This is a genomic window from Burkholderia sp. 22088 (assembly GCF_052045915.1).
Lineage (GTDB): Bacteria > Pseudomonadota > Gammaproteobacteria > Burkholderiales > Burkholderiaceae > Burkholderia > Burkholderia cepacia.
Window position 1 is genome coordinate 506,733 of record NZ_JBQEPY010000001.1, and the last position, 19,464, is coordinate 526,196.

The following is a 19,464-nucleotide window of genomic DNA, read 5'->3' on the forward strand; positions in this document are numbered from 1 at the left end:
GAGTACCGGCAGCCGCGCTATAGCGTGAGTTCGAACGCGCGCGCGAGCAGCCCCGGCAGCTGCGCGCCTCCGGTGGCGCGCTCGCCGTACGTGTCGTCGTTCGCGAGCAGCGCGGGCGTCGCGCCGAGCTGCTCGAGCTCCGATCCGAACAGCCGGTAGAAACTGTCGTCGAACCGCATCGCGTCGACCGGCGCGACGATGCGCCCGCCTTCGACCCAGAACGTCGCGAAGCGCGTCATCCCCGTCATCCGGCAGGCGATCGGGTCCGAGAAGTTCAGGTACCAGAGGTTGCCGACGTAGAGCCCCGTGTCGAGCGCGGCCAGCACGTCGGCATCCGCGAGCGTGCCGCCCGCGATCGTCAGCGACTGCGGCGATTCGCCGTTGTCCGCCCCGTTCGGCACACGCCCGTGCTCGCGCGCGGTGCGTGCGCTCACGAGCTGCCCTTCCCCCCGCCCGCCGACGACGAGCGGCACGCTGTCGCGCCGGTAGCCGTCCGCGTTGAACGCCGGCGCGACGCCCAGCGAGAAATCCTCGGTGATCGACACGCGCGGATCGAGCGCGACCTCGCCGGCGTACAGGCGATGCAGCGGGCTGCGGGCGCTCGCCAGCGCACGCGCCGAAAAGCCGCTCCAGCCGAGCAGGCTCGTCATCTCGTGAACGGCGTCCGGCGCGAAATACGCGCGGTAGCGTCCGGGCGCAAGCGCCTTCGGCGTGCGACCGAGCACGGGCAGCCGCGCGGCGGCCGCCTCGACGCGGGCGGCGAACGCCGCATCGCTCCAGTCGTCGCCCGCGTAGACGGTCTTGATCGCCCGTCCGCTCGGGTCGTACAGCGACCAGCTGAAGTTGAAGTTCTCGACCTCGTACCAGCCGCGGCTGCCGGTCGACGACGCGAAGCCGCGCGCCAGCGTACCGCCCGCGTAGAAGCCGACGAAATCGAGACCGCGCGCGCATTCGGCCACGACGCGCGCGAGCCCGTCCGCATCCGGCAGGCGCCCGGTGCGGTGCGTTTCCTGCAGCCACGACGAGGTATCGAACAGCAGGTGCGGATCGTCCGGCGCGTCGCGCAGGCCGTCGCGCAGCACGGCCAGCGCGGCGGCCAGTTCGGGCAGGTCGGCCGCCGGATCGCCGCAGACGGTCAGCGCCGAGTGCGCCTGCCGCGCCCCGTCGACGAGCCGCACGGACAATCGCCCCTGCGTGACGCGCCCGGTCTGGCGAATCCTGCCGCCGTTGAAGCGGACGAAGTCGGACGTTTCGCTGGAGAAACCGAGCAGGACGGTTTCGGCCGGCGCCTTCAGCCGTTGCGCCTCGTCGGCGAGCCGGGTGAAATGCGCGTGCCAGTCGATTCCGGCGCGGCGTGCCATCGGTTCGAATCCCGTCATCACGCGCCTCCGAATACGTCGACATCGGCGAACACGCAGGCCGGCGCGGCGTGGCCGACCCGGATGATCTGCGCGGGCTCGCCCTTCCCGCAATAAGGCGTGCCGTAGATGCCGAACGTGCCCGCGTCGCCTACCGCGCGCAGGCTGCGCCAGAACTGTGCGGAGATGCCGCGGTAGTTCGGGCGCTTGACGACCTGCGTGAGCCGGCCGTTCTCGATCAGTTGCCCGAATTCGCAACCGAACTGGAATTTGTTGCGGTGGTCGTCGATCGACCAGGACGTGTTGGTGCGCATCAGGATCCCGTGCTCGGTGCCCGCGACCAGCGCATCGAGCGACTGGTCGCCGGGTTCGACGTTCAGGTTCGCCATCCGGTCGATCGGCGCGCGGTTCCAGCTCGACGCGCGCGAATTGGCGACACCCGGCAGGCCCGCACGCTGCTGCGACAGCGCCCCGCCGAGCAGCCGTTCGAGCACGCCGTTGCGGATCAGGTACTGCTTGCGCGCCGGCGTGCCGTCGTCGTCGAACGCGTAGGACGCGGCTTCGGCGGCCGGCTCGGGATCGAACGTGACGTTCAGCAGCGGCGAGCCGTACTGATAGTGGCCGACCATCTCCGGCCTGACGAAGCTCGATCCGGCGAAGTTGCGCTCGTCGCCGAGGATCCGGTCGAGTTCGAGCGGATGGCCGATCGACTCGTGGATCTGCAGCATCATCTGGTCGGGCATCAGCAACAGGTCGCGCCGGCCGGTCGGGCAGTTCGGTGCGGCGAGCAGCTGCAGCGCCTCGTCGGCGACGCGCGCGCCGGCGCCGTCGAAGCCGTAGCGCGCCAGCACGTCGAGGCCGCCCTGCGCCAGCGTGCCCGATTGACCGAGCGAGCGCGTCTGCGTGTCGCCGTCGCCGTGGGCGACGGCGTGCAGCTCGGGCATCAGGAAGCGGAACCGCTGGTCGATCCGGACGCCGTCGCTCGTCAGGTAACACTGTTCGGTGTCGACGATCATCACGCTCGCCGCGCGCTCGACGATGCGCGCGCCGAGGTTCGCCGCCGCGCATTCGTGCGCGAGACGCTCGATCCATTCCGCGCGCGACGGCAGTGCTGCGTCGACATCGGGCGACGCATACGTGCCGCTCGTCTGCGGGCGCGCGGCCTGGAGATGATCGACCAGCGCCCACGGCGCGCTTGCCCGTGCCCGCGCGGTCGCGATGTCGAGCGCCGCCTGCAGCCCGGCCGGGGACAGGTCGGGCGTCGCCGCATAACCCGCGCCCGTGCCGGCCCGGGCCATCAGCATCGCGCCGCGCTCGCGCGTGCGCGAGAACGGCTGCGCGACGTCGTTGCGCACCGCATGTTCGTCGATCGTCTCGTCGACGATGCGCAGCGACCAGAAATCGGCGTCGCTGCGCAACGCCTGCGCTGCCTGTACGGCTCGGGCGCCCGGCGCCCGGTTCTCGTCAATCATCGGTTCTCTCTTGCCTCTGCTGCGGGCCGTGCGCCGGCGCCGGCATGGACGACGCGAGCAGCGCCCGTGTATACGGATGGGATGGCGCGTGCAGCACGTCGAGCGTCTCGCCCTCCTCGACCACGCGCCCCGCCTTCATCACGATGACCCGGTGGGCCATCGCGCGCATCACCGCCAGATCGTGCGTGATGAACAGGTAGCTGAGTTTGTACTTCTTTTGCAGATTCGTCAGCAGATTCAGCACCTGCTTCTGGATCGACACGTCGAGCGCGCTCGTCGGCTCGTCGAGCACCAGCAGTTCCGGCTCCACCGCCAGCGCCCGCGCGATCGCGATCCGCTGCCGTTGCCCGCCGGAAAACTCGTGCGGATAGCGCAGCATCGCCTCGGCAGGCAGCCCGACCTCCTGCAGCAGCGCGGCGATCCGCGCCCGCCGCGCGTCGCCGGTCACCTGCGGCCGGTGCACGCCCAGCCCTTCGCCGACGATCTGCTCGACCGTCATGCGCGGCGATAGCGAGCCGAACGGATCCTGGAACACCACCTGCATGCGCCCGTACAGCGTGCGCCGGCCCTGCGTCGTGCGCAGCGACGCGAGCGGCATGCCGTCGATCTCGATCCCGCCCGACGCCGGCCGCTGCAAGCCGAGCACCGCCGACGCGAGCGTCGATTTCCCCGAACCCGACTCGCCGACGATCCCGAGCGTTTCGCCGCGCTTCAGGCTCAACTGCACGTCGTGCACGGCGCGGAACGTCGTCTTGCCGAGCACCGAGCGCCAGCCCTTTGCCGCGATGCGGTAGTCGACGGCGAGTTGCCGCACGTCGAGGATCGTCTGCGCGCCGGCGGCGACCGGCTCGACCGCCCGTTGCGGCGCGCTGTCGAGCAGCCGGCGCGTGTACGGATGCTGCGGCGCCGCGAACAGCCCGGCGGTCGTGCCGGTCTCCACCAGCACGCCCTTCTCCATCACGGCCACACGCTGTGCGAAACGCCGCACGAGGTTCAGGTCGTGCGTGATCAGCAGCACGGCCATCCCGCGCTCGGCGGCCTCCCGCTCCTGCAACTCGATCAGCAGGTCGACGATCTGCTGGCGCACCGTCACGTCGAGCGCAGTGGTCGGCTCGTCCGCGAGCAGCAGCCGCGGCCGGCACGCCAGCGCCATCGCGATCATCGCGCGTTGCCGCTGCCCGCCCGACAGCTGATGCGGAAAGCTGTCGATACGCCGCTCCGGCTCGGGAATCCCGGTGCGCCGAAGCAGCGCAATTCCGCGCTCGCGCGCCTCTCCCGGGCGCAGCCCCTCGTGCAGCCGCAGGCTCTCGGCGATCTGCTTGCCGATCGTATACAGCGGATTGAGCGCCGTCATCGGCTCCTGGAACACCATCGCGATGTCGGCGCCGCGGATCCCGCGCATCTGCTGCTCGGTCTTAGCGAGCAGATCCTCGCCGTCGAACAGCATCCGTCCCGATAGCGTCGCCTGCTGCGCGAGCCGCAGGATCGACAGCGCGGTCACGCTCTTGCCCGACCCCGACTCGCCGACGAGCGCCACGCGCTCGCCGCGGCCGATCGACAGGCTCAGGTCCTGGACGGCCGCGTTCGCGCCGAAATGCGCGGAAAACCCGTCGATCTGCAGCAACGGTCTCGTCATCATCGCCCTCCGCCGAATGCCGAGCCGCGCGTGCGCGTGTCGAGCGCGTTGCGCAGCGCATCGCCCATGAAGGTGAGCAGCAGCAGCGTCACCACCAGCGCCGCGAACGCCGCGATCGAGATCCACCACGCATCCAGGTTGTTCTTCCCCTCCTGCAGCAGTTCGCCGAGGCTCGGCGTCGGCGGCGGCACGCCGAGCCCCAGGAAGTCGAGGCTCGTCAGCGACAGGATCGCCGCGCTCATCCGGAACGGCAGGAACGTGATCACGGGCGTCAGGCTGTTCGGCAGCACGTGGCGCCAGATGATCTGTGCGTTCGTCAGCCCCATCGTGCGTGCCGCTTTCACGTAGTCGAGCGCGCGGTTGCGCAGGAATTCGGCGCGGACGTAGTCGGACAGCACGAGCCAGCCGAACATCGACAGCAGCACGAACAGCAGCCACAGCGACGGCGTGAAGATCGACGCGAAGATGATCAGCAGGTACAGGTCGGGCAGCGCGCTCCAGATCTCGATCAGGCGCTGGCCGACCAGGTCGGTACGGCCGCCGTAGAAGCCTTGCAGCGCGCCGGTCAGCACGCCGACCAGCACGCCCGATACCGTCAGCGCGAACGCCATCAGCACCGACAGCCGGAACCCGTACAGCAGCCGCGCGAGCACGTCGCGCCCGAACTGGTCGGTGCCGAGCCAGTTGCTGGCCGACGGCGGCGCCGGATACGGGCGCGACGCGAAATAGTCGATCGTGTCGTAGCGATAGCGGTTCGGCGGATAAAGCGCGAAATTGCCGTGCGACTCGAGTTTCGTGCGGATGTACGGGTCGAGATAGTTCGTCATCGCGGGAAAATCGCCGCCGAACGCGGTCTCCGGATAGTCCTTCACGATCGGGAAGTAATAGTGCCCGTCGTAGCGCACGATCAGCGGCCGGTCGTTCGACAGCAGGTTCGCGCCCAGGCTGAGCACGAACAGCACCGTGAAGATCACGAGGCTCCAGTAACCGAGCGGCTGTGCGCGAAAGCGCAACCACGTGCGCCGCCACGGCGACGGCGAGGCCGCGCACGCCGCGCATGCCTGGTCAGTGGTCCAGGCGGTTGAACTGGATACGGGGGTCGACGAGGACATAGCAGATATCCGCGATGAGTTTGGTCAGCAGGCCGATCAGCGTGAACAGGAACAGCGAACCGAGCACGACCGGATAGTCGCGGCGGATCACCGAGTCGTACGACAGTTGCCCCATGCCGTCGAGCGAGAACAGCGTCTCGATCAGCAGGTTGCCGTTCAGGAATGCGCCGACGAACGCGGCCGGCAGCCCGGTGAGCAGCGGGATCGCCGCGTTGCGCAGCACGTGCTTCCACAGCACGTCGCGCTCGGGCGCGCCCTTCGCGCGGGCGGTCAGCACGTATTGCCGGCCGATCTCCTCGAGGAACGTGTTCTTGGTCAGGATCGTGACGATCGCGAAGTTGCCGACGACCGACGCCGTCACCGGCATCACGATGTGCCATAGATAGTCGAGCGCCTTTCCGATCAGCGTCAGGTCGTCGAAGTTGTCGGACGTGAGCCCGCGCATCGGGAACACCTGCCAGAACGTGCCGCCGCCGAACAGCATCAGCAGCAGCACGCCGAGCACGAAGCCCGGCACCGCGTAGCCGGCCAGCACCAGCACGCTCGTCACGGTGTCGAACCGCGACCCGTTGCGCACCGCCTTCGCGATGCCGAGCGGCACCGACACCAGGTACGTGAGGATCACCGTCCACATCCCGAGCGTGATCGACACCGGCAGCTTCGAGCGAATGACCGCCCACACGCTGCGATGCGCGAAATAGGACTGGCCGAGGTCGAACGTCGCATAACTCTTCAGCATCAGCACATAGCGTTCGAGCGGCGGCCTGTCGAAGCCGAACTGCTTGCGGATCTGTTCGATCTGCTGCGGGTCGACGCCCTGGCTGCCGTGGTAGCCGCCGCCTCCGCCGCCCGCCTCCCCGCCGCGCGCACTGCCGTGGCGCAACTGCGCGAGCACCTGTTCGACCGGCCCGCCCGGCACGAACTGCGTGACCGCGAACGTGATCGTCACCACCCCGATCAGCGTCGGGACCATCAGCAGCAACCGCCTGAGTATGTATGCGAGCATCGTCGTTCCCCCGTCAGGCCGCCGGCACGGGTTTCGCCGCCGGATGCTTCACGTACCAGTAGTCGATGATCCAGTCTTCGTACTGATAGGAATTCGGCACGATCGCCGGGTGGCCGAGCGTCGTCTTGTACGCGATCCGTGCATTCGGCAGGTAATACTGCGGGATCAGCGCGTACAGGTTGATCAGCACGCGGTCGAGCGCGTGCGTGGCCGTCTCGAGATCGTCGAGCGTGTCGGCGGCGAGCGCCGCGCGGATCAGCGCGTCGACCGCCTTCGACTTCACGCCCGGATAGTTCTCGGAGCCCGGCTGCGACGCAGCCGCGCTGCCGAAGCGGCGCGTCAGCTCCGCACCCGGGATCGTCACGGGCAGGTAGATGTACGTCGTCATGTCGTACTCGAAGTTGTCGAGCCGCTTCAGGTAGACCGCGCTGTCGATCTCGCGCAGGTACGCGTGGATGCCGAGCATCGCGAGCGCCTGCGTGTACGGCAGGATCAGGCGGTCCATGCCGGGCTGGTCGTCGATGATCTCGATCGTCATCGGCGTGCCGTTCGCGTCGCGCAGCGCGCCGTCGCGGTAAAACCAGCCCGCCTGCGCGAGCAGGTCGCGCGCCTGCTTCAGGTTCGCGCGCAACGAGTCGGGCGGCAGCGTCGACGGCTGCCGGACCATCGGGCCGAACACCTCCGGGGGCAGCGTCGAGCGGAACGGTTCGAGCAACGCGCGCTCCTTCTCGCTCGGCATGCCGGTTGCCGCGAACGGGCTCGCCTCCCAGAAGCTGTTGGTACGGCGATACTGCCCGTAGAACATCATCCGGCTCATCCAGTCGAAGTCGAACGCCAGCGCGAGCGCGTGCCGCACCCGCACGTCCCGGAACATCGGCTTGCGCATGTTGATCAAAAAGCCCTGCATCTGCGCGGGGCCGTCAGGAAACTCGCCGCGCTCGAGCATGCCGTTGCGGAAGTTCTTGCCGACGTACTTGCGCGCCCATTGCGTCGCGCTGTATTCCATGCGCGCGTCGATGTCGCCGGCCTTGAATGCCTCGAGCGCCGTGTACTGATCCAGGTACAGCTTGAACGACACGCGCGCGAAGCGGAACATGCCGCGTCGCGACGGCAGGTTCGCCGCCCAGTAGTGCGGGTTGCGCACATAGACGATCTGCTTGTCGTTCTTGCGCTGCTCGATCAGGTACGGGCCGCTCGCGATCGGCGGCACCGTTGCGATCTGGTCGAACGGCGGCCGCGTGCCGTCCGCACGCTGCCCCCACTTCGGCGAGAACACCGGCAGGTCGCCCGCGATCAGCGCGGCGTCGCGCTCCGCGTGCTTGAACTCGAAGCGCACCGTGTGGCCGTCGACGACCACCGCACGCCTGATGATCGAGAGCTGCGCGTTGTACAGCGGCGAAGCCTGCGGGCTCGTCAGCGTATCGAACGAATACCTGACGTCGGCCGCGGTGATCGGGTCGCCGTTCGAGAAGCGTGCGGCCGGATCGAGGTGGAACGTGGCCGAGAGTCCGTCGGGCGCGACCTCGACGTCGTCGGCGATCAGCGCGTATTCGGATGCGAGCTCGTCCCAGCTGCGCTGCATCAGCGTGTCGAACATCAGGTTCTTGATGTCCGGCGCAGGCGAGCCGCGCACGAGAAACGGGTTCAGCGAGTCGTAGCTTTGCGCTTCGTCGTAGTTTTCGAAATCGAGCGTGCCGCTGTCCGGCGCGTCCGGATTCGCGTAGTCGAAATGCGTGAAGCCCGGCGGATACTTCGGATGGTCGTATTGCGAGATCGCCGGCACGGCGAGCGCGGCCTGCGGCATGACGCCGCCCGACACGAGCCACGCGGCGCACGCAAGCAGCGCGGCGCGCGTGGCGGCACGCATCCACGCATGCGTGCGCTTCAGGCGCTTCAGGTGCGAGTGGCGCGGCACGCGTGCCCGTCGCCCATTCAACAGTCTCATGGTCAGTCTGTCCGGAAGCGTGCGGGCGCGCTGCCTGCGCACGGTCGATGCCTGTGCCGGACGCCGCATGCCGGCCGCGTCCCGCGTGGGGTTCGTGCTGTACACGATCGGATCAACTGCGCCGCCGCGCGGCCCAGTTGCGGGACGTCGTGGCGCCAGGCGAAAAAAGGCCGCCCCGAAAAGGGGGTAGTGGACGTGGAGCGGCCTGTCCAAAGCCTGTCAGCGCATAACGATCGCCGTCAGAACTTGTACGTCGCGCCGACCTGCGCGAACCGGCCGATGTACGAATACACCGACGTGTCGTACCCGCTCTGGTCCAGCGTGCCGTTCGCGAAGATCGGGTCGTACGGCGGCGTGCGGTTGAAGAGGTTGTTGATGCCGCCGTAGATCGTCCAGTTCTTGAAGCCTGTGTACGTCATCATCAGGTTGAACTGGCTGTACGAGCCGACCTTCGACGGCGCGGGCGCCGGCAGCAGGTTCTGCGCGTACGGGCCCGTGAACTGCCACGTCAGCGCCGCATCGAACTTCCGGTAGTTCCAGTCCAGCGTCGTGTTGCCGCGCCAGCGCGGGAAGCTGCCGCCGAACGGCTGCGTGATCGTGAAGTTGTTGCCCGCGCCGTTGACCGGCGTGCCGCCCGGGAAGCCGATCTTGTAGCTGTTGATGTACGCCCAGTCGCCCGACAGCGTGACCGTGCCCCAGCCCTTGAGCGGCAAGCCCTGGCGGAACGTGCCTTCGAAGCCGTTCGTGTCGAGGTAACCGAGGTTCTGGTACGGAATCATCTTGTACAGCAGCTGGCCCGTCGTCGGATCGGTCACGACCTGCGACGGCGCGCCCTGGCCGATCACGTTGTCGATGCGGATCTTGTACCAGTCGAAGCCGAGATCCGTGTAGCGGCTCGGCGATACCTGGAAGCCGATGTTGAAGTTGCGCGTGCGTTCCGGCGCGAGGTTCGGGTTGCCGACGGTGATCGACGTGTAGTTCTGGCCGGTGGCCGGATCGACCTGGATGCCGAGCGTCTGCGACTTGCTGTCCTCGACGAAGGTCGGCGCGCGGAAGCCGCGGTTGTACGACGTATACAGCGTGAGGGCCTTGATCGGCTGGTAGCGCAACGCGAAGCGCGGCGAGAAGGCACCGCCCACGTCCGTGTAGTGGTCATAGCGGCCGGCCTGGCTGAACGTCAGGTTCTCGAGGATCGGCACGTTGATCTGGTAATAGACGGCCGCGACGTTGCGCTGGCCGTTCACCGTCTCGAGGTCCGGGGTAACGACCGCCCCGCTCAGGTATTCGGAGCCCGGCGTCAGCACTTCGCTCTGGTGCGTGAACTGCGCGCCGAAACCGATCCCGACATCGCCGGCCGGCAGATGGAACAGGTTCGGCGTCGACAGCGTCGCGTCGATCGTGTCGAGCTTCGAGATGCCGAGGTTGTTCGCTTCCTGGAACAGCCCGTTGAACGCGTTCGGCGTCGCCGCCGGGTTCGCAAAGTTCAGCGTGCCGTTCTGGTAGATGTTGTTCAGCGCGTTGACGTTCAGCTGGTTCGTGAACACGTTCGACACTGTGCTCTGCGAGTGGCTGACCGACGTCGCCCAGTCCCAGTCGCCGTACGGCAGCGTGAACGACCCCTTGATGCCGGCGGCCGCACGCCAGTAGTTCGCCCAGGTCTTCTGCGCGACCGTATTCGGAAACGCGTAGGTGAGCGGCGTGGCCGCGCCCGTCGTGTTGTACGGGTTGCTGACCGGTACCGTGTAGTTGAACGGCGACAGCAGCTTCGTCTGCGGATTCCAGACGAGCGCCGGGTTCTGCGGGTTGCCGATCACGTTGTTCCACAGGCCGTCGTTGGTCGTGGTCGTGTTGTAGCTCTCGAGGAAATCCGCGAACGCGGTCGTCTTGTCGTCGATCTTGAAGTCCCCGTGGAGCTTCGCGTTCAGGCGCTCGGTCATCGGCAGGATCGACGTGCTTTCAGCCGTGTTGTACGCGCAGATCGTGCCCGGCGATCCGGACGACAGCGAATTCGACGCGGCCTGATGGACCGAGCCGCCGAACGGGCAGCCCCCGCTCAGCGCCTGCGCGACACCGCCGGGCATGTTCCAGTACGACGGCGCGAGCAGCGAGAAGCCGCCCGGCTTGCCCGTGAAGTCCTGGTTGCGCGTCGAATCGCGGTCGGCCAGCGTGAAGCCGTTCGACTTGTAGTAGCTGAGCGCGGCCGTCACGTTGAAGCGGTCGGCGTTCAGGTCGCCGAAGCCGCCGAGCACGCCGAATTTCGTCGTGCCGTCGCCGTTGCCGGCATTGATCGCGCTGCCGAGGCTGCCGTCGAGCTGCAGGCCGCGGAAATTGTGTTTCGTGATGATGTTGACGACCCCGCCGATCGCGTCCGAACCATACTGCGACACGGCGCCCGTCTTCACGATTTCGATCCGCTCGATATCGTTGAGCGGGATCGTGTTGAGGTCGAAGAACGAGTCGACGCTGTTCGAGAAGAATGCGTAAGGTGCGACGCGCTGGCCGTCGACCATCACGAGCGTGTACTTCTCGGACAGGCCGCGCAGCGCGATACCGGCCGCGCCGGCCGCGAAGTTGCCCGATTGCCCTTCACCCCAGCTGTTCGCCGAGTTGGCCGCCGCATCGCGCAGGAAGTCGGTGACGGTCACCGCGCCGCTGGCCTGGATTTCCTTCGGCGTGATCGTCTGGACCTGCTGGAAACCGGTCTTGTCGGCCTGCCGGATCAGCGAACCCGTCACTTCGAAGCGCTTGATCTGCGCGACCTTGCCCTGCCCGTTCGCGCCGGGTGCGGCGGGCGTGGCCTCTGTTGCGGCGCCCGCTGCCGCGTCGGGCGCCGCGGCGCCCGTGGCAGCGGCGGCATCCGGCGTGCCGCCCGCCTGTGCAACGGTCACGGGCGCGCCGTTCGCGACCGCATCCGCGATCGCGACGGCGCCCGGCGCCGGCTGGCTCTGGGCAAACGCCGGCGGCGCCAATGCTGCCGTCAGCGCCAGCTCCGCCCAGACTATCCTCTTGATGGCCAACGCCAAAACTCTCTGCTTCATCTTGTTCCCTCTCGCTCGTAGTAAGACCCCACCTGCTGCGCGCCGGAACCTTGTGAATTCCTTGCGCGTCCTGGGTGACCGTGTACCGGAACCCGCGATTGCCACGCCTTCGATTGCCACGTTTTCTACCGCCACGACTCGAACGGCTCGGCTTCGGGGCACCAGCACCATTCAGCATCACCGTCGTTTTCTATTTTGATTCGCCATACTAAACACCTACATTGAGCGCATTACCTGCTTCCTGCCGATTCGACCGGCATCCGCTACCGATCGGGTACCTCTCCTTCCTGACGGCCCGCCGCGCCGGCCGCCCTTGCTAGAACAGCCTGGGCGTGCCGACCCAGACGATCACCGCCTCTTCGTCGGCCGTGTTGCGCCACGCATGCGGCATCGTCGATTCGTAATGCGCGGTATCGCCCTCGTTCAGCGTGAACGTGCAATCCTCGAGCGTCAGCGCCACCTGCCCGCGCAACACATAGACGAACTCCTCGCCCGCGTGCGTCGTCATCTCGGACGACAACTGCCCCGCCGGCATCCTGACGAGGATCGCGTCGAGCTTGCGGCCGTCCACCAGATTCGTCAGCCGGGCGAACCGGCTGGCCGAGTTGGTGAACTGGAAATACTGCAGCGCATTGCCGCGGCATACCGAGCGCGCCTCCGTCGGCGTGTCGATGAAGTACTGCATCGTCACGCCCAACGCCTTTGCGATCCGGACCAGCGACGTGATCGACGGCGTCGCCCGCCCACGCTCGACCTGCGACAGGAACGGCTTCGAAATGCCGGCGATCGTCGACGTTTCGTCGAGTGTGAGTTTCAGGCGCTGGCGCAGCGCCCGGATCTTGTTGCCTAGCGACACGGCGACGAGCACCGACTCATCAGGGGGCAAAACCATGGAAAGACGGACCCTCGCAGTCGAAATCGGTTTGATGTCGTCAAGCCTCGACCGATGCCATGACGCGACCGGCCCGGCGCGATACCCGGCTGCACGCTGTCGCGGCGTGCACGCCGCGCGTGGTGCGGCACGGCACCCGCATTGCTCGGCCGTGCCGATCCCGCACATTTCATTCGGTTTACTAATCAACAAGGCTACCCCTTTTCCCTCGGCTGACCTGCCCTTCATGCATCGGTGCCGTCTGATCGGAGCACCGATTTCCGCTCACCGACCACTCCCGCTCCCGCTCCCGCGCCGCGGGCCGTCGTGCCCGTGCGTTGCGTTAGCGGGATGCCACCACGGTCCAGAGCCGTGCGAGGTCGGCGGAACCGTCGGTGCCCTTGACCGTGCGCAGCACCTGGACCGCCCGCGCCTTCTGACCGGCCACGTAATACGCCTCGCCGAGCCGCAGTCGCGCCGCGTCCGGATGCTCGAGCCCGCCCTCCGCGATCGCCTGCTCCATCATCGGCAGGCCCTGCTGCGCCTTGCCTGCGAAGACGAGGTTCATACCCGCGTCGATCGGCGCAGCCGGCGTCGCGGCTTCCCCGCCCGACTGCGCGCGCTTTGCCGCGAGCGCCTGCAGCCGCTTCTCGCGATCCGCCTGTGCGTCCTTGCCGAGTACGCCGGACGCGAACCCCTGGTCGATCACCTGCTTGCCTTCGGCGGGCGACCCTGCCACCAGCGCGAGCTGCGTCATTTCCATGTACGCGTCGGCTGTCGCGAGCGAGCCCGTCGCCCGGCGCAACCGGTAGATGTCGAGATCGAGCGACGGCAGATACCCCGGGTTGCCACGAATCGCCGTGACCATTTCGTCCCAGTATGCGGGGCTCGGGTGGTAAGCCACCAGCAGCCCGAGCGCACCGCGATACGCGTTGCCGTCCTTCACTTTCTGCGCGCAGGTCGCAAGCATCTGCAACTGCCCTTCATCCGGCGCGTGTCCGCCGTTCGCCTGCGCGTCGGTGCTCGCTTTCAACTGGCTCACGAGCGGTGTGCAATCGTTTGACAGGTAGTACGACTGCGTGAGCAGCGTGCGCATTTCCGGATCGGATCCGCCGGCCTTCAGGTAGCGCTGGGCGATCCGGATCGCCAACGGGTAGTTCTTCTGCTGGAAGTAGATGCCGGCCAGCGCCGCCGTGGTCCGCTGCTCGTCCTCGCCCGACAGCCGCCCCGAGTTCAGCACGGCCTCGTAAGCCTGCGCAGCCGTGCCCGAGTCGCCTGCCGCCATCGCGGCCGCGCCGCGCATCTCCTCCACCATGTAGGTTTCGTACGGCGTCCGGTTCGGCACGGCCGCCGCCTGGGCGATCTTGCCCAGTGCATCGCGATACTTGTGCGCCCGGTACAGGTCCTGTGCGGCCGCCAATGGCTTTGCCACGTCCGGCCGCAGCGCGTCCGCCGGTAATGCCGGGCGTCCGAGCAAGCCTGCCGCGCCGAGCGCCGCCACCGCCATCATCCGTTTCCATCGTCGCTGGTTCATCGGCTCGTCCGTGGCGTCATTGCATGAACTGTTCGTTACCGATCAGGCCGATCTTGGTCGCGCCCACGCGTTGCGCGGACGCGAGCACGGCGGCCACGTCCTTGTACGGCACCAGCTTGTTGGGGCGCAGGTGGATTTCCGCCTGCACGGGTTCCGCCGCCACCTGGGTCAGTTTCGCCTCGAGCGCCGTGCGGTCCGGCACCGGTGCACCGTTCCACGTCGTCGTGCCGTCGAAGTCGATGTCGATCTGCACGATTTCCGGCGGCGTGGCCGGCGGCGGCGGGTTACCCACCGGCAGGTCCATCTTCACCGAATGCATCTGAATCGGGATCGTGATGATCAGCATGATCAGCAACACCAGCATCACATCGATCAACGGCGTGGTGTTGATATCGACCATCACTTCCGGTTCGGCATTGCTTCCGCCCGAAGGCACATTCATTCCCATCGTCGACTCCTGTCGATCAGCGTTAGTGCTTTAGCACTTACGCTGGTCCCATGCTTCGCGGTCGATCAGCGTTAGTGCTTTAGCACTTACGCTGGTCCCATGCTTCGCGGTCGATCAGCGTTAGTGCTTTAGCGCTTACGCTGGTCCCATGCTTCGCGGTCGATCAGCGTTAGTGCTTTAGCGCTTACGCTGGTCCCATGCTTCGCGGTCGATCAGCGTTGGTGCTTTAGCGCCTACGCCGCCCTCATGCTTCGCAATCAATCAGCATTAATGCTTCAGCACCTACACCGACCCCATGCCCCAAGGCCGACCAGCGTCAGTGCATCAACCCCAACCGCCAGCCCGCCATCTCACCAAGATTCCCGTCCACGACTAGCCGCCGCGCGCGGGCGGCTCCGTAATGAACGACAGTTTCGCAATCCCCGCGCGCTCGCACATCGTGACCACCCGGCCGATGAACTCGTAACGCGTGTTCTGGTCGCCGCGCACGTGGACGCTCGGCTGCGGCTGCTGCTGCGACACGTCCTTCAGCTTCGCGAGCAGTGTCTGCGCATCCACCAGCTGTTCGCCCCAGAAGAAGTCGCCGTCGCGGTTCACCGCGATCTCGATGCTCTTCGGTGTCGTCTGCAGCGGTTGCACCGTCTCCTTCGGCAACTGAAGCTGGATCGTGTGCGTCACGACCGGGATCGTGATCAGGAAGATGATCAGCAACACCAGCATCACGTCGACGAGCGGCGTCGTGTTGATGTTGGCGATCACCTCGTCGCTATCGTCCTGCCCGACGTTCATGGCCATCGCGCGTCTCCGTCAGCCGGTCAGTTCGCGAGCGACGCCGCGGCCGGCGACGAGGACGCCGCGCGTACCGGGCGCCGATTGCCGGCCAGCAGCACCGTGTGCAGTTGCGCGCCGAAGTTGCGAACCCGCTCCATCACCGACTTGTTGCGCCGGACCAGGAAGTTGTAGCCGAGCACCGCGGGCACCGCGACGGCGAGGCCGATCGCGGTCATGATGAGCGCCTCGCCCACCGGGCCCGCGACCTTGTCGATCGACGCCTGGCCGGCGATGCCGATGGCGGTCAGCGCGTGATAAATCCCCCAGACCGTGCCGAACAGCCCGACGAACGGCGCCGTGGAGCCCACCGTGGCCAGGAATGCGAGCCCGTCCTGCATCCGGTTCGACACGTTCGTGATCGAGCGCTCGACCGATACGTCGATCCACGTGTTGCGGTCCACGGCTTCCAGCAGCGCATCTTCATGATGCTCGCCGGCCTCGATTGCCGTTTCGGCGATGAACCGGAACGGTGACGCCTCGTCGAGGAGCCTGGCGCCCTCGGCCAGCGACGGTGCGGACCAGAGTTGCGCATCTGCCAGTTTCGCGCGGCGGTTGGCGCGCAACTGTTCCAGGAACTTCGTGATCATGATGTACCAGCTCCCCATCGACATGATCACCAGCAGGATCAGCACGAAACGGGCGACGAAGTCGCCGTTCTTCCATAGCGCGCCGAGCCCGTACGGGTTCTCGACCGCTTCCGTCGTGGCCGGCGCGGGCGGCGGAGCCGGTTCGGCGGCGGCCGGAGCCGTGGCGGGTGCGGCAGACGGCGCCGCGGCCTGTGCCGCCGTGCCGGCCGCGCCGCTTGCCTGCGCACGGGCGAGCTGCGGCGCAACGAACCCGTCGACTGCGACGACGGACATCAGGATGCTTGCCGCCAACGCGGCCAGTGAACGCTTCGTCATACCCCACTCCAGTTATTTCGGTGAACTTAATACGGCAGTTCGTGATGGTTTTTCCCGACCCGGTTCGCGCCGGGCCGCCCACTGCATCAATTCAGATTGAACGAGAACGGTACCTGGACCCGCACCGACTGGCCCTGCGCGACGCACTTGAATCGTTTTACGGTGTTGTAGGCAGCGCGATCGAGGACCGGATCTGCCGACTGCGCCACGCGCTCGTTCGTGATGTTCCCTTCCGCATCCACGACGAATTCGATCGTTACGTCACCCGTGATGTTGTTTTCCTGCGCTTCCTTCGGATACTGGATCGACGCGCGAAGCGCGTCCGAATTCGGGCAGACGACACCCACGTCATGGCTGACGGGTTTGGCCGGCGCCGGGGGCGCCACGACCGGTGCCTGCACGGCCGGCGCGGAGGGTACCGGGGCCGACTGGTGCGTGATCGTCGCCTGCGGCGGCGCCTGCACCGCCACTTCCGGCGGCGGGACGAACGGGGGCGGCGGCGGCGCGAACTTCGGCGGCGGGAGTTTGACCACGGGCATCGGCGGTGGCGGCGGCTTGACCGGCTCGATGATGCGGGTTTCGATCGGGTGCTGGATCACCTGCACGACTTTCGTCGCCAGGCCGTTGAGCAATGCGTAGATCAGCACTGCATGCAGCACCAGGACGATTCCGACGCCGCCGAACCGGCGTACCGGATTCTGTTGCTTCTTGCCGAACTCTCGCGGACGGCCCAGCGTAGCCAGTCCGCTGTTCGACGTAACCAGACTTTCTTCGACTTTCATGCCCACCATCCATCCCCCAAGCGATTCGCCCAGTTTCGGATTGCTGCCGGCGGCGAAGCCAGGTCGGCATCGCCATCGCATCTACCCGAACATTTCATTTCAAATTCAATTTGCAATCCGAATTGAAAGAATTACATTCGAATTCCAATACACTCTTTTTCAAGGAATCGTTCCGGCCGGCGCGGCCCGGTGTTGCACCGGAAAACCACGCGCCTGCACGTTCAGGCAATTGTCAGCTGAGCGGGCGGCGCCGCGCGTTTCGTATGACGATTCACCGTTCGTTACGCGGTGATGTCATTGGCGCCGTTCACTTGGGTGCAGAAGATAGCAAGGAAAAAATTTTGCCGTCAAACTTTATTTGATACCCGAATACAAAGTTTGGAGGGGATATTCAAATAATATTCCGGTAAGCACAAATACAACTTTTATTATTAATTTGGTAATTGAATTGTATGGGTATATGCGAAAACGGATATTGATCCGCTTCAACATAAATATCGGCATATCTCCTGCACCGCACCAAAAAAGGGAATTCGGAAAGTAACCTCGAGGATGCATCCCCCGCCTCGTCATCGCCCGCATGTCGACGGGCATGCCGGTCGACCGCCTCGAACTGGCCGGGATCGTTTCCTCAAGGACGGCGCACCGGAGATGTCGAACCAGAGGTATCAGAACAGTTAATCTGGAATGCGACTTAAATTCATGATTGGTCGGCCGCCGTAAATACGTCGCCAAAAAATTCGGATGGCGAATTAACTATCCGACGGCCATCCCGCTGACAAGACCTGCAACCCTGTCACACTCGCACCGACAAATGCCCGGGCACCGCAAGCGTCAGGACTGCATGCCCTGCATCTTGTGCGAGAAATGCGCACGCTCGGCCGTCTCCATCAGCGTCAGGAATTCATCCTGCATCATGTGGATCAGCGCTTCGTGGTCGCCGGCCTCGAAATAGACTTCCGGCTGCTGTGCGAGACGTTCCTCGAGAAACGTCTTCATGCCGTACGCCATGCAGACCGGCGGCAGTGCACCCATGTCGCAATCCTTGAACAGCTCGCGCAGTTCGACCTCGCGGGCGAGCACGAGATGGCGTCCCGTCTTCACCCAGAGATCCGACAGGCGCACGGCGTGCGTGGTCGGCAATACGGCTGCGACGTAGCCTTCGTCGTCTTCGAGGAGCACGGTTTTCGCGAGGCGATCGCCGGGGATATGCGCGGCGGCGGCCGTCTCCATGCTCGTATGGCTATAGGGGTGGTACACCACTTCGTACCGCGATGACTTCTGGCGCAGGCAATCCTGCAGGGTGGCTGATACTGGCATGGCACACCTCGTCTGGGCGAATCGGGCGAACGGCGTTCGCTCCGGATTTGTTCAGCATAGGTCGCATTCGAGCCAATGGAAACGCCGCCTCACCCCTTCCTCATTCGGGTGCCCGTTCTGGTTCCAACCCCGATTCCAGCCCCTTTTCGCGCAGCCATTCGCGGTTGAAGAGCCGAGCACGATAGATGTCGCCGCGATCGCACAGCAAAGTCACGATCGTATGCCCCGGGCCCATCCTGCGGGCCAGCCAGACCGCCGCCGCGACGTTGATTCCGCTCGATCCGCCGACGTACAGCCCTTCTTCGCGCAGCAGCCGGTAGACCATCGTCACGCACTGCGAATCGTCGATCCTCACGGCGTCGTCGATCGGTGCGCCGGCCAGATTCGCGGTGACGCGCGTCGAGCCGATGCCTTCGGTGATCGAGCTGCCTTCGGCACCGAGGTCGCCCGTTTTCACGTAACCGTAGAGCCCGCTGCCGTGCGGATCGGCCAGCACGATCCGGACCTCAGGATTCTGCTCCTTCAGGTAGCGGCTCACGCCCGCCAGCGTGCCGCCCGTGCCGGTTGCGCAGACGAACGCATCGACCGTGCCCGCCGTATCGCGCCAGATTTCCGGTCCGGTCGTCTCGTAGTGCGCCTGCCGGTTGACGACGTTGTCGAACTGGTTGGCCCATACCGCGTTGTCGAGTTCGTCCGCGAGCCGCCCGGCAATCTTCTGATAGTTGTTCGGGTCGCGATACGGCGCCGCCGGCACCGGGCGCACGTCGGCGCCGAGCGTGCGCAGGATCGCCATCTTGTCCGGCGATTGCGTGTCGGGAATCACGATCACGCAGCGATAACCGCGCGCCGCGCAGATGTGCGCAAGACCGATGCCCGTGTTGCCCGCCGTGCCCTCGACGACGGTGCCGCCCGGCTTCAGCGCGCCGCGCTGCTCGGCGTCGCGGATGATGTAGAGCGCCGCGCGATCCTTCACCGAACCGCCCGGATTCATGAATTCCGCCTTGCCCAGGATTTCGCAGCCCGTTTCCGCGCTGAGCTTCGCCAGCCGGATCAACGGCGTGCGTCCCACGCAGTCGACGAAGCCGTGTCGCACGTCCATGTTCCCCTCCGTTGCATTCGCGCTCGCGCGCCCTACACAACCAAGGATAGGACGCGTCGCTTTCGACGCCAGCCGCCGCGTACTAAGCTTGGAGAGCCCATTGCGGCGCG

At 66.3% G+C, this 19,464-nt stretch carries 16 protein-coding genes; 1 reads left to right on the plus strand and 15 read right to left on the minus strand.

The genetic code is table 11. From position 1 onward, the window contains the following. Positions 1–17: 17 nt before the first annotated feature. The 13 genes from ACTJLD_RS02510 to ACTJLD_RS02570 all read right to left on the minus strand — a co-directional run bounded on the left by ACTJLD_RS02510 (position 18) and on the right by ACTJLD_RS02570 (position 16,935). Positions 18–1,379: a TldD/PmbA family protein gene (locus ACTJLD_RS02510; RefSeq protein ID WP_440657896.1), complete on the minus strand. Its 1,362-nt coding sequence runs from the start codon at positions 1,377–1,379 to the stop codon at positions 18–20. Then, positions 1,379–2,830 (minus strand): TldD/PmbA family protein, encoded by a 1,452-nt coding sequence (locus ACTJLD_RS02515; RefSeq protein ID WP_440657898.1) that lies wholly within the window; start codon positions 2,828–2,830, stop codon positions 1,379–1,381. The genes ACTJLD_RS02510 and ACTJLD_RS02515 overlap by 1 nt, the downstream gene beginning before the upstream one ends. Then, a complete protein-coding gene (locus ACTJLD_RS02520; RefSeq protein ID WP_059682489.1) occupies positions 2,823–4,466 on the minus strand; it encodes an ABC transporter ATP-binding protein in 1,644 nt (547 codons plus the stop codon). Before ACTJLD_RS02520 ends, ACTJLD_RS02515 begins: the two co-directional genes overlap by 8 nt. Continuing rightward, positions 4,466–5,578 (minus strand): ABC transporter permease, encoded by a 1,113-nt coding sequence (locus tag ACTJLD_RS02525; RefSeq protein WP_027787338.1) that lies wholly within the window; start codon positions 5,576–5,578, stop codon positions 4,466–4,468. The genes ACTJLD_RS02520 and ACTJLD_RS02525 overlap by 1 nt, the downstream gene beginning before the upstream one ends. After that, positions 5,532–6,584 (minus strand): microcin C ABC transporter permease YejB, encoded by a 1,053-nt coding sequence (locus ACTJLD_RS02530; RefSeq protein WP_027787337.1) that lies wholly within the window; start codon positions 6,582–6,584, stop codon positions 5,532–5,534. The genes ACTJLD_RS02525 and ACTJLD_RS02530 overlap by 47 nt, the downstream gene beginning before the upstream one ends. 13 nt (positions 6,585–6,597) lie before the next feature. Next, positions 6,598–8,451, minus strand: coding sequence for an extracellular solute-binding protein (locus ACTJLD_RS02535; RefSeq protein WP_440657955.1), 1,854 nt, complete (start codon positions 8,449–8,451; stop codon positions 6,598–6,600). A gap of 317 nt (positions 8,452–8,768) precedes the next feature. Continuing rightward, positions 8,769–11,567, minus strand: a complete 2,799-nt coding sequence (locus tag ACTJLD_RS02540; protein ID WP_060314053.1) for a TonB-dependent receptor — start codon at positions 11,565–11,567, stop codon at positions 8,769–8,771. Positions 11,568–11,883: 316 nt separating this feature from the next. Then, the gene (locus ACTJLD_RS02545; protein ID WP_027787334.1) at positions 11,884–12,459 is read right to left on the minus strand and encodes a helix-turn-helix domain-containing protein; all 576 of its coding nucleotides are present in this window, start codon (positions 12,457–12,459) and stop codon (positions 11,884–11,886) included. A 322-nt stretch (positions 12,460–12,781) separates the two neighbouring features. Beyond that, positions 12,782–13,972, minus strand: coding sequence for a tetratricopeptide repeat protein (locus ACTJLD_RS02550; RefSeq protein ID WP_440657900.1), 1,191 nt, complete (start codon positions 13,970–13,972; stop codon positions 12,782–12,784). A gap of 16 nt (positions 13,973–13,988) precedes the next feature. Continuing rightward, positions 13,989–14,420 (minus strand): ExbD/TolR family protein, encoded by a 432-nt coding sequence (locus ACTJLD_RS02555; RefSeq protein ID WP_048022780.1) that lies wholly within the window; start codon positions 14,418–14,420, stop codon positions 13,989–13,991. Positions 14,421–14,792: 372 nt separating this feature from the next. Next, a complete protein-coding gene (locus tag ACTJLD_RS02560; protein WP_021160935.1) occupies positions 14,793–15,215 on the minus strand; it encodes an ExbD/TolR family protein in 423 nt (140 codons plus the stop codon). Positions 15,216–15,235: 20 nt separating this feature from the next. Then, positions 15,236–16,153 (minus strand): MotA/TolQ/ExbB proton channel family protein, encoded by a 918-nt coding sequence (locus ACTJLD_RS02565; RefSeq protein ID WP_060174526.1) that lies wholly within the window; start codon positions 16,151–16,153, stop codon positions 15,236–15,238. A gap of 86 nt (positions 16,154–16,239) precedes the next feature. Beyond that, entirely contained in the window at positions 16,240–16,935 is a 696-nt protein-coding gene (locus ACTJLD_RS02570) for an energy transducer TonB (RefSeq protein WP_440657956.1), read from the minus strand. A gap of 122 nt (positions 16,936–17,057) precedes the next feature. On the opposite strand from ACTJLD_RS02570, the gene ACTJLD_RS02575 reads away from it, so the two are divergent. Further along, entirely contained in the window at positions 17,058–17,297 is a 240-nt protein-coding gene (locus ACTJLD_RS02575) for a hypothetical protein (RefSeq protein WP_124536505.1), read from the plus strand. Between the two features lie 472 nt (positions 17,298–17,769). Here the strand turns inward: ACTJLD_RS02575 and ACTJLD_RS02580 are convergent, their stop codons facing one another. Both ACTJLD_RS02580 and ACTJLD_RS02585 read right to left on the minus strand, forming a co-directional pair. Then, positions 17,770–18,255: an aminoacyl-tRNA deacylase gene (locus ACTJLD_RS02580; RefSeq protein ID WP_027787328.1), complete on the minus strand. Its 486-nt coding sequence runs from the start codon at positions 18,253–18,255 to the stop codon at positions 17,770–17,772. Between the two features lie 100 nt (positions 18,256–18,355). Next, positions 18,356–19,354, minus strand: a complete 999-nt coding sequence (locus tag ACTJLD_RS02585; protein WP_027787327.1) for a cysteine synthase A — start codon at positions 19,352–19,354, stop codon at positions 18,356–18,358. Positions 19,355–19,464 lie beyond the last annotated feature (110 nt).

What these genes read in the sequence shown, in the direction of transcription:
- ACTJLD_RS02510 (WP_440657896.1), bottom strand. Translation starts at nt 1,379, where the DNA reads ATGACGGGATTCGAACCGATGGCACGCCGCGCCGGAATCGACTGGCAC.
- ACTJLD_RS02515 (WP_440657898.1), bottom strand. Translation starts at nt 2,830, where the DNA reads ATGATTGACGAGAACCGGGCGCCGGGCGCCCGAGCCGTACAGGCAGCG.
- ACTJLD_RS02520 (WP_059682489.1), bottom strand. Translation starts at nt 4,466, where the DNA reads ATGACGAGACCGTTGCTGCAGATCGACGGGTTTTCCGCGCATTTCGGC.
- ACTJLD_RS02525 (WP_027787338.1), bottom strand. Translation starts at nt 5,578, where the DNA reads ATGTCCTCGTCGACCCCCGTATCCAGTTCAACCGCCTGGACCACTGAC.
- ACTJLD_RS02530 (WP_027787337.1), bottom strand. Translation starts at nt 6,584, where the DNA reads ATGCTCGCATACATACTCAGGCGGTTGCTGCTGATGGTCCCGACGCTG.
- ACTJLD_RS02535 (WP_440657955.1), bottom strand. Translation starts at nt 8,451, where the DNA reads ATGCGTGCCGCCACGCGCGCCGCGCTGCTTGCGTGCGCCGCGTGGCTC.
- ACTJLD_RS02540 (WP_060314053.1), bottom strand. Translation starts at nt 11,567, where the DNA reads ATGAAGCAGAGAGTTTTGGCGTTGGCCATCAAGAGGATAGTCTGGGCG.
- ACTJLD_RS02545 (WP_027787334.1), bottom strand. Translation starts at nt 12,459, where the DNA reads ATGGTTTTGCCCCCTGATGAGTCGGTGCTCGTCGCCGTGTCGCTAGGC.
- ACTJLD_RS02550 (WP_440657900.1), bottom strand. Translation starts at nt 13,972, where the DNA reads ATGAACCAGCGACGATGGAAACGGATGATGGCGGTGGCGGCGCTCGGC.
- ACTJLD_RS02555 (WP_048022780.1), bottom strand. Translation starts at nt 14,420, where the DNA reads ATGGGAATGAATGTGCCTTCGGGCGGAAGCAATGCCGAACCGGAAGTG.
- ACTJLD_RS02560 (WP_021160935.1), bottom strand. Translation starts at nt 15,215, where the DNA reads ATGGCCATGAACGTCGGGCAGGACGATAGCGACGAGGTGATCGCCAAC.
- ACTJLD_RS02565 (WP_060174526.1), bottom strand. Translation starts at nt 16,153, where the DNA reads ATGACGAAGCGTTCACTGGCCGCGTTGGCGGCAAGCATCCTGATGTCC.
- ACTJLD_RS02570 (WP_440657956.1), bottom strand. Translation starts at nt 16,935, where the DNA reads ATGAAAGTCGAAGAAAGTCTGGTTACGTCGAACAGCGGACTGGCTACG.
- ACTJLD_RS02580 (WP_027787328.1), bottom strand. Translation starts at nt 18,255, where the DNA reads ATGCCAGTATCAGCCACCCTGCAGGATTGCCTGCGCCAGAAGTCATCG.
- ACTJLD_RS02585 (WP_027787327.1), bottom strand. Translation starts at nt 19,354, where the DNA reads ATGGACGTGCGACACGGCTTCGTCGACTGCGTGGGACGCACGCCGTTG.